Below are 13,435 nucleotides of genomic sequence, written 5' to 3' on the forward strand. Positions count from 1 at the left end.
GGAACACTGAGAAATAAGTCAAATTTTTACTTTTAACATCCTATCACAACTTCTCATGCGAAAATTCGCTGTTATGATGAGAGTTTTTCAAGGTTGCACAAGAGCACACTTTTCACTGATCCGATGAGTATTTTCAGGTGAAATAGTTCATAATAGAAGCAAAATGACAGTCAGGAGAGACTTAATGGCAACGGCACCAATTACTAAGAAACTTAAAAAAGCAAAAGGGCCGGCGAGTGGCGCAGCTGCAGCAGGACAAGTACAGTCATTAAGTCGTGGCTTAACACTGTTGGAATATATTTCCGAATCAACAGGGGGGATCGCCCTCACAGACCTTGCGATGCAAGCTGGCTTACCAAACTCAACAACACACCGCCTATTAATGACATTAGAACAACATGGTTTTGTTCGTCAAACGGGTGATTTAGGCCTATGGGTTATTGCTTCTCATGCTTTTATCATTGGTAGTAGCTTCTTAGAAAGTCGCAATTTATTAGCCCTTGTTCACCCGATACTGCGCCGCTTAATGGATGAATCAGGGGAAACCGTCAACTTGGCGATCCTAGACCATACCGAGTACGATGCCGTTATTGTTGACCAAGTACAATGTAATGCGCTAATGAGAATGTCAGCACCGATCGGTGGAAAACTGCCATTGCACGCCTCGGGGGCAGGTAAAGCATTCATTGCTAACTTACCGGAAGATAAACTAGTTCCACTTTTAAGCCGTAAAGGTTTACATGCTTATACGCCTTATACATTAACTAACCCATCAGCCTTAAAAGAGAATTTACAACAGACTAAAAAACAAGGCTTTTCTTATGATGACGAAGAGCATGCTTTAGGGTTACGCTGTATTGGAGCTTGTATTTATGATGAGCACAAAGACGCTTTTGCAGCCATTTCTATTTCAGGCCCATTATCTCGAATCACCGATGACCGCATTACTGAATTAGGCGCCATGGTTATCAAAGCTGCAAAAGAAATAAGCCATGAATATGGCGCAAACCGCTAACCAAACAGTAAAAGTGAAATACGAAACAACTTGTATTTCACTTTGAATCAACCTAATAGAGCATTTTCACTTCCTGCTAGTCGCCTTGCTGATTTGTCGAAACATTAGGCAACTGCGAGGTCTTCTCAAATAACTTAAATTTTTGCATATCACGATACTTTTCAATGAGTGCCAACGCGATAGCCTCTGTTTCAGCGTCCGCTTGTCCTTCAATATCTCGCGGGCGGAAATGCAATTGGAAAGCACGTAATATTTTTTTCGTCTGTGGATCTAACTTACCTGATAACGGAATTGTTGAGTAACCATAATAATTAAGCGCTTTTTGAACGCGTAGCACGTTTGCAGGCTCATTGGCATTACGCCCCGCTAGAAATTTAGTCACTGTGTTAGGGTCTGGCCAAGCCCCTATTCCATTTTGAGCAAGACGTTGCCATGGAAATGCCTTACCCGGATCTTGCTTGCGCAGTGGAGCAATATCACTGTGGCCAATAATATTCTCTGGGGGAATGTTATACCGCTGCATAATATCTTTGACGAGAGGGATCAAGGTAACAATTTGCGCTTCATTATAAGGGGCCCAATGCAGTTTTCCTTTTACATCCTTTTGTAATCCTGCATTGACGATTTCAATTCCAATAGAAGTATCATTCAGACCATTATGCTGTCGCCAATAGCTTTCACCTGCATGCCATGATTTTAACGATTCAGGAACGAGCTGTAACACAACAGGCAGACCATTTTTAGTTTCAGGTACACTCGGAACAAGGTAATGGGAACTCACTTTGCCTTGTGTTAGCAGAGTTATAGAATGCGCATCATCAGAGACTGTATAGTGAATAATGATATATTGAATACGTTGACTACTATTTTTTGATGGGTAACGGTTATCAAGATAGTAACCGTTGTTCGAAGCCGAACAGCCTAATAGCAAAAAGGCAAATAATATCCCTATATACTTGAACATCGAACCATAACCTTCATCTATTATTCATTAAGCTTTATTTAAGCATTGTGTCGTCAGCAATACTATCAATTTTCATGCATCAACAACACTGCGACGCCTTTTATTCATAAGAATATAGATAAGAGACAATAAAATAAATCTTTAAATACATCACGTTAAAACCTTTTTAGTTCATATTAGAAACAAAAAAGGCTTTAATATTTACTAGAACGGTCTCCTTACCTAAAATGGTAGGAAACATTGGAAGAAACAGAGATAAACTCCAGAAAACTTGTCATTATGAACACTAATAAATTCACTTTAAAAATAAAAAAACATGAAATTGATTATTCTTATTTCTATAATTTAATTCCAAATTATTTTCAATTTTAAATACTTACCATAAAATTTATTTTTCTAGCGTTCTGAAAAATTAATCATCTAGTTCCCTATACGTATAAGTGACACCCCATTCTTATACTAAAAACCTTTAAAGAAAATAAATTATTTATAATAATTTCATAAATAGAAAATAAAAAGCATTTTACTTTGGTTACCACTAACTCATTTTTTCATATTCAACCTGCTTAGCAATAATTTTAGTAATTTCATTAATATCGATGTCTAAAAAAATCACAATTTCAATCAGTTTATCTAAACTCAACTTATTAATACCTAACTCATATCGTGATACTTGCTGTTGACTCAAATGAATAATTTCGCCTAACTCATTCCCTGATAATCCTTTACTTACTCTAGCCTTACGTAAATGATTACCTAATAATGCATAAACATTTTTATTTTTAGCGATATGCATAACCATCTCCTAAATTTAAATAAGACAAATAATTTAGCTAGTATTACTCATTATAAAATTAATTATCACCTTTTAAAATAGTTATGAACAATCAAAGATGGCAAGAACAATAGGTAAACATCATCTTTATATACAAAAAAAAGAGACCCCAGTCATATTTACAAAGTAATCCATTGCTTTATAAAAGTTTTTCTCTTTTTGGTATAAAATAATATTTATATATATTTTTTTTGATCAAATCGATATTTTAATATATTTTTACATTTTAAATGTAACTAGCAATGATTAGCAACCAATAAAAACAATTGTATAATTTTCATTATTAAACTATTTTATTGCATGTATTGATTTTATTTTATGTATTGATTTTATACATACATAAACTTGAGTTTACTTATTTTTTATATCAAAAATAAATAGACTAATTATCTGATTTAGGTCTAAAAACAACAATACCAGACTTTCCTTTTAAATAATCACTCAATTCAATATCAATGACCTGAAGATTTCCACGTAGTGAAGAAGCATTTCTAAATATTGTCTTGTTCCCCCTACGTATTACAACCCCCACATGGCTGACATCTAACCCATTATCCTTTGAATAAATACCAATGTAATCCCCTGCATTCAACCTCAACACCAAGTCATCATCTACATATTCTGTTGGAATATAGGTTATTAACCTATTTTTAACCGGCAATCCCGATATATACATCTGATTATGGTTTTTAAAATTAAGTCGTTTATTTACCTTAACTGCATGTGAACTTATTTCATTGGTAATATCGACCACAATTGCTTCAGGCTCTTGTGCCCAATCAGAAAAAAAATGCCGACGATGTTTAAATGTAATATTTTGACTGATATAACGAATATTGATTAAATTTAAAACAAACTGTTCATAGTTTTTAGAACGCTTAAAAGCTTCGGTGTACTCTATAAATGTCATACAGTCCATTTCTTTCAAATTAATGACTAATTCTTCGGCTGATAACGGGCTCATATTCAATGTTTGCTTATTATAAGGCGTCGTTAAAAAACGTTGAGTCATTGCATCAATTTTGTCTGCTTGTGACGCATTATGTAATTGCATTGCTGCTTGCTCATTAAAAACTTCATTTAAGACTTTATATGAGCCCGAAACTAAAATCACTTCAGCCCTTACAAAATTTGCCAATAGCAATATACATGCCGCTATAGCTAGCCTTAACATTCTTGCGCTCTTCTCATTGATACGACCTAACCTTCTGTAATTATCTAATTGAATTTGATGATAAAATCATCAATAAAGCCACTATAGCATGCTTATTTGTCTATTTTCTACCCTGTCCATACCATAATATAAATTTGATTCAGATCACAGATAGCTTCGAATATTCATTTTCCATATTGCAACGCCTCCATTTTCATTGAACAATGTTACCGGTAACATTGATGCTATAGTACTCGAGCAAATAACGATAGGTACACCCCAAATTGACTTGCAGTTTGATTCATCATTTTACTGCGCTATGGAGCAATTATCATGAGCATGACCACCTCTAAAGTGACAAATCCTTCGGTGATCAATAAAGAACTTGATCGCATCACTCAACGTATCATTTCTCGTTCCGTGAAAACTCGAGCCGCTTACCTCAAGAAAATAGAGCAGGCTCGTAGTATGACTGTCCATCGAGCATCATTAGCTTGTGGTAACCTTGCCCATGGTTTTGCAGCCTGTCAAAGCGAAGAAAAACAAATTCTTAAAAGCATGACTCGCTCTGATATTGCTATCATCAATTCCTACAATGATATGCTTTCAGCACATCGTCCATACGATAAGTATCCAGAGCAACTCAAAAAAGCATTATTAGAAGCCGGCTCGATTGGCCAAGTCGCTGCAGGTGTTCCCGCAATGTGCGATGGTGTAACCCAAGGTCAAGATGGGATGGAGTTATCGATGTTAAGTCGAGATGTCATTGCCATGTCAACCGCCATTGGTCTATCCCACAATATGTTTGATGGCGCACTCTATTTAGGCATTTGCGACAAAATTGTTCCTGGTTTAATGCTTGGTGCACTTTCATTCGGCCACCTTCCCGCAATATTTGTTCCAGCAGGCCCAATGGCTACGGGTTTACCAAATAAAGAAAAAGTTCGCATTCGCCAGCTGTATGCTGAAGGCAAGGTTGATAGACTCGCTTTATTAGAGGCTGAGGCTGCGTCTTACCATGGGATAGGTACCTGTACTTTCTATGGTACGGCTAACTCAAATCAAATGATGATGGAAGTGATGGGGTTACATCTACCCGGTGCGTCATTTGTACCGCCCGATTCTCCACTACGAGATGCATTAACAGAAGCCGCCGCACGACAAATTACACGTTTAACTGAGCAGTCAGGCCAGTATTTACCTATTGGTCAACTGGTTGACGAAAAAGTGATTGTTAACGGTATCGTCGCATTACTCGCGACGGGAGGCTCAACTAACTTAACCATGCATCTTGTGGCTATAGCAAGAGCCGCAGGGATCATTATCAATTGGGATGATTTTTCTGATATTTCTGCCATTGTTCCACTCATTTGCCGTATCTATCCTAATGGCCAAGCAGATATCAACCAATTCCAAGCTGCGGGTGGTGTAGCTTTACTTATCCGCCAGCTATTACAAAAAGGTTTATTGCACAACGATGTCCATACCGTCGCAGGATTTGGTCTAACAAATTACACCTTGGAGCCTTGGTTAAACAATGGCCAACTTGCATGGCGAGAAGGACCAGAGTCCTCATTCAATCTGGATGTTATTGCTGATATAGACCGCCCTTTCTCTCCTCATGGAGGCACAAAATTACTGTCTGGTAATTTAGGACGCGCAGTGATGAAAACATCAGCTGTTCCTGAAGAAAATCAAATTATTGAGGCTCCAGCAGTCGTATTTAACAATCAAAATGAGATTGCCGCACACTTTGAAGCAGGTGAACTCAATAAAGATTGTATCATCGTTGTCCGCTTCCAAGGGCCATCTGCAAATGGCATGCCTGAACTTCATAAGCTAATGCCGCCTCTTGGTGTACTTATGGATAAAGGCTACAAAGTCGCACTCGTTACTGATGGCCGCTTATCTGGAGCGTCTGGCAAAGTACCCTCCGCAATTCATGTCACGCCTGAAGCTTACAATGGTGGACTGTTAGCAAAAGTAAAAAATGGCGATATTATTAGGGTAAATGCATTGACCGGAGAACTACAATTACTGGTTGAAGAAGAAGAACTCAATAAACGCCAACCCTTTGAGGCTGATTTAACTGCTGAGCGTAGTGGTTGTGGAAGGGAACTTTTCGGTGCATTAAGAAGACACTTATCAGGTGCCGAAGAAGGCGCTTGTAGCATTGATTTTTAATCTATTTTCATTGAATAGGAATAGAAAATGAATAATTGGAAAATGACCGCTGAAAGCGTATTAAAACAAGGCCCTGTCGTCCCTGTTATTGTTATTAAAAAATTAGAACAAGCGGTTCCTCTTGCAAAAGCATTAGTCAAAGGTGGTGTTAACGTTTTAGAAGTCACTTTACGCACTGAATGTGCTATTGATGCTATTCGCCTCATTGCGAAAGAAGTACCTGAAGCGATTATTGGCGCAGGCACTGTTATCAATGCAAAACAACTTGCTGAAGTCACTGAAGCTGGAGCACAATTTGCAATCAGCCCCGGCTTGACGGATGAATTGCTCAATGCCGCCACTAAAGGAAATATTCCTTTAATTCCAGGTATTTCAACCGTTTCTGAACTTATGCTTGGTATGCAATATGGCTTGAAAGCGTTTAAATTTTTTCCAGCAGAAGCCAACGGTGGGGTTAAAGCGTTAAAAGCCATTGCCGGCCCTTTCTCACAAGTCAAATTTTGTCCAACGGGTGGAATATCGCTAGCTAATTACCTTAGCTATTTAGAATTAGATAGTGTTCTGTGCATTGGTGGTTCTTGGCTCGTTCCTGAAGAAGCACTGAATTCAGGTAATTACGAAAAAATTACCCAACTTGCACAAGAGGCTGTACAAGGCGCCAAAAGATAGTGCCCCGAAAAACGGCTCAGTCACTTGCTGGGTCGTTTTTGACCCTCTTTAATTAATACGATTAAAATTATGCAACCTCATTGAGTTTATGACAAAAACGTAATTCCTCACGATAAGCATAAACATCTTCTACGTGCCCCGCCAAAATCCTATTTTGTAACTTTTGCCAATAATCTGCGGAAAATAAATCTGCATGATATTGTTGCAAGTAATGACGAATTTTCTCATTTTGGCAAATAAAAGAAGCAAACTCTTCAGGAAAAACATCTTGCTCACCAATGCTATACCATGGCTCACTCGATAACTCTTGCTCAGGGTATAATGGCTCAGGAATTTTACGAAAATTCACCTCTGTCATATAACAGATTTCATCATAATCATAAAAGACAACACGGCCATGACGCGTTACGCCAAAATTTTTAAACAACATATCTCCGGGGAAAATATTTGCAGCCGCTAATTGCTTAATCGCCAAACCATATTCATTCAATGAATGATGTAATTGCGCATCAGTGGCATTATCCATATAGATATTCAATGGGATCATCTTTCTTTCCATATACAGATGACGAATCAATATGTTATCGCCTAAATCTTCAATTTGAGATGGAGCTTCTTTCAATAACTCCGTCATTAGTTCATCGCTGATAGCAGATTTGCTAATCACAAAATTTTCAAACTCTTGGGTGTCAGCCATGCGACCAACTCTATCGTGCTCTTTAACCAAACGATAGCATTCTAAAACCCGTTCTCGTGTCACCTGTTTTTGTGGGGCAAATTGGTCCTTAATAATTTTAAAAACACGGTCGAACGAAGGCGATGTAAAGACTAACATCACCATTCCTTTCACGCCTGGAGCGACGGTAAATTGCTCTCGTGAAAAATTAATATAGGCGAGATACTCTCTGTAATACTCTGTTTTTCCATGTTTTTGACAGCCAATTGCCATATATAATTCAGCAATTGACTTGCTGGGTAAAATCTCCCTCAACCAAAAAACCAGAGCTGCTGGAAAAGGGGCATACACCATAAAATAGGACCGAGCAAAACCAAACACAATACTGGCTTCATCAAACTCAGTTAAACAGGTATCGATATAAATGTACTGACAATCATCATGATGAATAGGGAGTAAGAATGGATAAACCTCATCATTAATATAAATTTTACCGACCAACCAAGCTGCCTTATTACGATAAAATAGCTCATTTGCGATATGGAAGCTGACTTTTTGGTTTTCAATATCGGGAAATCTGATTTCCAATACATTGATAATACAATGAATATCGAAATCCAGATTCCGCCACTTTAGCCTTAGTGGTAATCCACTTAACATTGTAAACAATAATCCCTCTAAATTATTATTAACAACATATTCGCGAGATAACGGCCTAGGCGAAATAGAAAAGCGCCTCGCAGGCTGAGACGTAAAAATAAATAGGTTATCTTGTGTCAGCTCCCGATGCTGAAATAGCCGACAATAAACGGAATTAAAAAAGCTTTCTGCTATTTCAAACCTTGGGTAATCCGGTAATAAGGTTTTATAAATATTTTTTATTTGTGCCAATTTATCAGGGGTTAAAGATTGCACTAACCCCATAAACTGTAGCTGAGCGACAACTAAGCCAACATGATGGTCATACAATTGAATTCGTCTTTTCATCGCATGCTGAATGGCATGCCAATCTGCCTGTTCAAACCTTTCTTGTGCGCCTGAGGTTATTTCAAGGAAGCGGCCATATTGCGCATCAAAACCCTGTAAAATGGTTTGCGCTATTATCTGTTCTGTCGTCAATATCATAACCACTCCTATAAGAATACAGACTCACTTTGAATAAAAAACAGGCACTAAACGTGCCTGAAAAATTAACAGATATAGCTAACCAATAAAGACACCAGAAACACCGATTGAAAGGAAAATAATCTAACTAGAATTGCTCTTCTTCAGTTGAACCAGTTAAAGCCGTTACTGATGAAGCCCCACCTTGAATAACGGTTGTCACTTTATCAAAATAGCCAGTTCCTACCTCTTGCTGATGTGAAGAGAAGGTATAACCTTTATTCATTGCAGCAAATTCACATTCTTGAACTTTTTCAACATAATGTTTCATGCCCTCACCTTGTGCATAAGAGTGAGCCAAATCAAACATGTTGAACCACATGCTGTGAATACCTGCTAACGTAATGAACTGGAAGCGATAGCCCATCGCTGAAAGTTCGTCTTGGAAACGCGCGATCGTGCTGTCATCTAAATTCTTTTTCCAATTGAAAGATGGAGAACAGTTATAAGCCAATAGCTTACCTGGATATTTAGCATGAATAGCCTCAGCGAACTGTCTTGCTGCTTCAAGGTCAGGTTTTGACGTTTCGCACCAAACAAGATCTGCATATGGTGCATAAGCGAGCCCGCGGCTAATCGCTTGCTCAATTCCTGCTTTAGTACGGAAAAAACCTTCAGAGGTGCGTTCCCCAGTAACAAATGCCGCATCATAATCATCGCAGTCAGATGTTAAAAGGTCTGCGGCATCGGCATCCGTTCTAGCAACCAAAATAGTTGGTACACCTGAAACATCCGCCGCTAAACGAGCTGCAACCAGTTTTTGAATCGCTTCTTGAGTAGGAACAAGAACTTTCCCACCCATATGACCGCATTTTTTAACCGCGGCTAATTGGTCTTCAAAATGGACAGCTGCGGCCCCCGCCTCTATCATATTTTTCATGAGTTCGAAGGCATTTAATACACCACCAAAACCCGCCTCCGCATCTGCGACAATAGGTAAAAAATAATCAATATACTCTTTGTTGTCAGGGCCAATACCATTCGCCCACTGAATTTGGTCTGCACGACGAAATGTATTATTAATTTTCTTAACTACTGATGGCACTGAATCAACAGGGTAAAGTGATTGGTCTGGATACATACTCGATGACGTATTTGCATCCGCAGCAACCTGCCAACCTGATAAATAAATAGCTTCAATACCTGCTTTCGCTTGTTGTAGCGCTTGCCCACCCGTTAAAGCGCCCAGTGCATTTACATAGCCTTTCTTTGAACCACCATGTAACTGATCCCAAAAACGCTCTGCACCTTTGCGCGCTAAAGAGTGTTCAATATTCACAGAACCACGTAATTTCACCACTTCTTCGGCTGTATATGGGCGAGTAATGCCTTTCCAACGTGGTTTTTTCCACTCATTTTCTAATTCGGCAATTTGTTCTAAGCGCGATGTTGTCATGATCCACTTCCTTTATAAGAATATGTAGGGTTTATCGAATTTTTTATTTACTATGCTTAATCTAATAATTGGTATCCGGGGATAGTTAGGAATTCTATAAGTTCATCCTGTGTTGTAATGCGCCTCATCAGTTCTGCAGCCTCACGAAAACGACCGCTTTGAAAACGCTTATCACCAAGTTCTTTTTGAATAACTTGTAATTCCTCATCCAGCATTTCTTCAAATAAAGCCTTAGTGACTTTCTCACCGGTGGACAATGTTTTACCGTGACGGATCCACTGCCAAATTGAAGTCCGTGAAATTTCTGCTGTCGCAGCATCTTCCATCAAACCATAGATGGGTACACAGCCATTCCCGGAGATCCATGCTTCAATGTATTGAACCGCAACACGAATATTAGCTCGCATGCCTGCTTCTGTTCGCTCACCGGCACAAGGCTCTAATAGCAGGTCAGCCGAGATTTCTTCGTCGAAATCACGGGATACATGTAGCTGGTTTTGCTGCCCACCAAGAGCTTGATTAAACACGCTCATAACGGTATCCGCTAAGCCCGGATGTGCAATCCAAGAGCCATCGTGCCCATTTTTCGCTTCTAACTCTTTGTCTGCTTTTACTTTCGCTAAAATAGTTTCATTTTCTTGAGGATCTTTACTCGGTATAAAAGCAGACATTCCCCCCATCGCAAATGCCCCACGGCGATGACACGTTTTAATTAATAAGCGCGAATAAGCACTTAAAAATGATTGTGTCATTGTGACAACTTGGCGGTCTGGCAAGACGCGATCTGCGTGCTCCTTCAGAGTTTTGATATAACTAAATATGTAGTCCCAGCGTCCGCAATTCAGCCCCACGATATGGTGGCGCATGTGGTACAAGATTTCATCCATTTGGAATACTGCGGGTAATGTTTCAATCAGTACGGTTGCTTTGATCGTGCCCCGAGGTATCCCCACCAAATCTTCAGCCATACTAAAGACATCGCTCCACCATTTTGCTTCCTCCCAAGATTCAAGTTTTGGGATGTAAAAATAAGGGCCACTCCCTTTTTTTAATAACGCTTGATAGTTATTAAAGAAGTAAATAGCGAAATCAAATAGGCCACCAGGGATCGGCTTCTCTCCTGATAAAACGTGTTTTTCATCTAAATGAAGGCCACGAACACGAGCAATCAAAACAGCAGGATTAGATTTTAATTGGTAGACCTTTCCACTTTCATTGGTATAAGAAATATCACCACGAATCGCATCCCCTAAGTTGACTTGACCATCGATCAATTTTTCCCATGAAGGAGACAGAGAATCCTCAAAATCCGCCATAAATACTTTCACATTAGCATTCAAAGCATTAATAACCATTTTACGCTCGACCGGACCAGTAATTTCGACACGGCGATCTTGCAAATCTGCTGGGATACTTTGAATCTTCCAATTCGATTTTTTTATGGAATCAAATTCCGAAATAAAATTAGGCAAAGAGCCAGCATCGATCTTTTGCTGTCTGAGCACCCTATCTTTTAATAATCTCTCTCTACGAGGAAGAAACTCTTCAACTAACTTAGAAAGAAATACAATAGAATCAATAGATAAAACTTGATTTTCTAGCTGTTCAATATTCTTTGTGAATGTTAATTCCGATACAGGTAGTTGCTGCTCCATCGACCAATCCCTCATTCATCGTTGACTATGAATTAAGCATAAGATCAAAACAAAAATAAATCAAAAACGATTTCCATTTTATTAAAATAAATATGTAACTTATTAATAATAGTGTATTTTTAAAGAATTAATGAATTGACCATCCATTCCTTTACTTTAAATAAAATGTTAAATAGTCGTTAAATCAACTAATTATAGAAAGCTGTACTTTTGAAATTTTTCGTTGGAAATAAAAAAAGCAGCTAATAAATAGCTGCTTTCAGACTAACTGTGACACCTGTTTCTACGATATAAGCCTAATTTAAACTGGTATAACCAGTGAAAACACTTATTTTATTGTCATTACTAAATTTATATTTCTTTTTTTAATCTAGTGTTGGTTCCATATTAGTAAGATCAAAAGGTGTGATCTGATACACATAATAATTCAACCAATTTGAAAACAACAAGTGACCATGGCTACGCCAACTCACCATTGGGGGATTATTGGGATCATCATTTTTGAAGTAATTGCATGGGATCTGAGGCGAAATTCCAGCATCTAGGTCACGCCAATATTCTTGTGCAAGCGTATCTCCATCATATTCTGGATGGCCTGTCACAAATGCTAAGCGCTTGTCTTTTGACCCAAATAAATAAGCACCTGCCTCCTGTGAACTTGCTAAAATCTCCAGATCCGTATGCTGACGGATAAGATCTTCAGGAAAATCGGCATAACGAGAGTGAGGCGCATAAAATGATCCATCAAACCCTCTTGTCAGCAAAGCATATGGCTCTAATGTATCATGCTGGTAAATACCAGATAATTTTTCTTCTCTAGTCCATTTTGGTAAGTCATACAGCACCTTTAAAGCGGCTTGTACAGCCCAACAAACAAAAAGGGTTGATGTTACATGTTGCTTTGCCCAAGCTATCACCTTTTCTATTTGCTGCCAGTATAGTACGTCATCAAACTCAACCAGTCCTAGCGGAGCACCCGTTACAATTAAGCCATCAAAATTCTGATCCTGTATGTCTTCAAAATCACAATAAAAGGTATTCAAGTGCTCTGTCGGAGTATTTTTTGACTCTCGTTGATCAATTCGTAATAGTTGAATATCAACCTGTAATGGTGTGTTTGACAGTAAACGAAGAAACTGATTTTCAGTTTCTATCTTTTTCGGCATCAAATTGAGTATCAACACTTTCAAGGGGCGGATCTCTTGATGACTAGCTCTTGTTGTTGTCATAACAAAAACATTTTCTTCTTTCAAGAAATTAACTGCCGGTAGTTCATCTGGTAAACGAATAGGCATCATTCATCCCCCTTTTTCCGTTTATACGTTTAGACTTCTAGAATGCTAAATAATCTAACTAATGTTATTCGTCTTGTCGAGTGTTTCAAGGTTAAATGAAATAATTTCAAGCACTAGAACTTATTACTTATTCTCAATGAGTATATCCAACAATCAACTCATTGATTTCCCATATTTTATATTGAGAGTTACTCATTTTTATTATCTACAAATAATAAGAAGGCTTTTACATAATTTATACTCAATAATTAGCTTTAAAATCTATCTCTACATTATCCCAATTATTTCAATTCATTCTGTAGTGCCAGTAAGTTGTTACTCACTACTTTGCATCTAAAACATCCATTCATCACACCAATACAACCAGTTATCCTCCATTACCCCCTCCTAACTCCTGCCCATCACCAGCAGCCGCCGTCCCATCTCAAC

General features: G+C 38.3%; 10 protein-coding genes. 3 read left to right on the forward strand and 7 right to left on the reverse strand.

What is annotated here, in order from left to right; translation table 11 throughout:
• The first annotated feature begins 184 nt into the window (after window positions 1-184).
• Entirely contained in the window at window positions 185-1,015 is an 831-nt protein-coding gene (iclR, locus tag G6Q48_RS18260; RefSeq protein ID WP_166267867.1) for a glyoxylate bypass operon transcriptional repressor IclR, read from the forward strand.
• Window positions 1,016-1,091: 76 nt separating this feature from the next.
• On the opposite strand, the gene G6Q48_RS18265 is transcribed toward iclR, so the two are convergent.
• The 3 genes from G6Q48_RS18265 to G6Q48_RS18275 form a co-directional block, all read right to left on the reverse strand.
• A complete protein-coding gene (locus G6Q48_RS18265; protein WP_166267869.1) occupies window positions 1,092-1,979 on the reverse strand; it encodes an N-acetylmuramoyl-L-alanine amidase in 888 nt (295 codons plus the stop codon).
• Window positions 1,980-2,517: 538 nt separating this feature from the next.
• A complete protein-coding gene (locus tag G6Q48_RS18270) occupies window positions 2,518-2,775 on the reverse strand; it encodes a helix-turn-helix domain-containing protein (RefSeq protein WP_232368222.1) in 258 nt (85 codons plus the stop codon).
• Between the two features lie 421 nt (window positions 2,776-3,196).
• Window positions 3,197-3,988, reverse strand: a complete 792-nt coding sequence (locus tag G6Q48_RS18275; protein ID WP_102140212.1) for an N-acetylmuramoyl-L-alanine amidase-like domain-containing protein — start codon at window positions 3,986-3,988, stop codon at window positions 3,197-3,199.
• Between the two features lie 318 nt (window positions 3,989-4,306).
• On the opposite strand from G6Q48_RS18275, the gene edd reads away from it, so the two are divergent.
• The gene (edd, locus tag G6Q48_RS18280; protein WP_375373128.1) at window positions 4,307-6,151 is read left to right on the forward strand and encodes a phosphogluconate dehydratase; all 1,845 of its coding nucleotides are present in this window, start codon (window positions 4,307-4,309) and stop codon (window positions 6,149-6,151) included.
• A 27-nt stretch (window positions 6,152-6,178) separates the two neighbouring features.
• On the forward strand, window positions 6,179-6,820 hold the full coding sequence (locus tag G6Q48_RS18285; RefSeq protein WP_102140211.1) for a bifunctional 4-hydroxy-2-oxoglutarate aldolase/2-dehydro-3-deoxy-phosphogluconate aldolase: 642 nt from the start codon (window positions 6,179-6,181) through the stop codon (window positions 6,818-6,820).
• Between the two features lie 67 nt (window positions 6,821-6,887).
• On the opposite strand, the gene aceK is transcribed toward G6Q48_RS18285, so the two are convergent.
• The 4 genes from aceK to metA form a co-directional block, all read right to left on the reverse strand.
• Window positions 6,888-8,621 (reverse strand): bifunctional isocitrate dehydrogenase kinase/phosphatase, encoded by a 1,734-nt coding sequence (gene aceK, locus G6Q48_RS18290; RefSeq protein WP_166267872.1) that lies wholly within the window; start codon window positions 8,619-8,621, stop codon window positions 6,888-6,890.
• 127 nt (window positions 8,622-8,748) lie between these two features.
• A complete protein-coding gene (aceA, locus tag G6Q48_RS18295; RefSeq protein WP_102140209.1) occupies window positions 8,749-10,056 on the reverse strand; it encodes an isocitrate lyase in 1,308 nt (435 codons plus the stop codon).
• A gap of 56 nt (window positions 10,057-10,112) precedes the next feature.
• Window positions 10,113-11,711 (reverse strand): malate synthase A, encoded by a 1,599-nt coding sequence (gene aceB, locus G6Q48_RS18300; RefSeq protein WP_166267874.1) that lies wholly within the window; start codon window positions 11,709-11,711, stop codon window positions 10,113-10,115.
• A 365-nt stretch (window positions 11,712-12,076) separates the two neighbouring features.
• Window positions 12,077-13,006 (reverse strand): homoserine O-acetyltransferase MetA, encoded by a 930-nt coding sequence (gene metA, locus G6Q48_RS18305; RefSeq protein WP_102140242.1) that lies wholly within the window; start codon window positions 13,004-13,006, stop codon window positions 12,077-12,079.
• Between the last annotated feature and the right edge of the window lie 429 nt (window positions 13,007-13,435).

This window comes from Providencia sp. M-27, from assembly GCF_011077905.1.
Lineage (GTDB): Bacteria > Pseudomonadota > Gammaproteobacteria > Enterobacterales > Enterobacteriaceae > Providencia > Providencia huaxiensis.

What these genes read in the sequence shown, in the direction of transcription:
- aceB (WP_166267874.1), bottom strand. Translation starts at nt 11,711, where the DNA reads ATGGAGCAGCAACTACCTGTATCGGAATTAACATTCACAAAGAATATT.
- G6Q48_RS18285 (WP_102140211.1), top strand. Translation starts at nt 6,179, where the DNA reads ATGAATAATTGGAAAATGACCGCTGAAAGCGTATTAAAACAAGGCCCT.
- aceK (WP_166267872.1), bottom strand. Translation starts at nt 8,621, where the DNA reads ATGATATTGACGACAGAACAGATAATAGCGCAAACCATTTTACAGGGT.
- G6Q48_RS18270 (WP_232368222.1), bottom strand. Translation starts at nt 2,775, where the DNA reads ATGCATATCGCTAAAAATAAAAATGTTTATGCATTATTAGGTAATCAT.
- G6Q48_RS18275 (WP_102140212.1), bottom strand. Translation starts at nt 3,988, where the DNA reads ATGTTAAGGCTAGCTATAGCGGCATGTATATTGCTATTGGCAAATTTT.
- edd (WP_375373128.1), top strand. Translation starts at nt 4,307, where the DNA reads ATGACCACCTCTAAAGTGACAAATCCTTCGGTGATCAATAAAGAACTT.
- G6Q48_RS18265 (WP_166267869.1), bottom strand. Translation starts at nt 1,979, where the DNA reads ATGTTCAAGTATATAGGGATATTATTTGCCTTTTTGCTATTAGGCTGT.
- iclR (WP_166267867.1), top strand. Translation starts at nt 185, where the DNA reads ATGGCAACGGCACCAATTACTAAGAAACTTAAAAAAGCAAAAGGGCCG.
- metA (WP_102140242.1), bottom strand. Translation starts at nt 13,006, where the DNA reads ATGCCTATTCGTTTACCAGATGAACTACCGGCAGTTAATTTCTTGAAA.
- aceA (WP_102140209.1), bottom strand. Translation starts at nt 10,056, where the DNA reads ATGACAACATCGCGCTTAGAACAAATTGCCGAATTAGAAAATGAGTGG.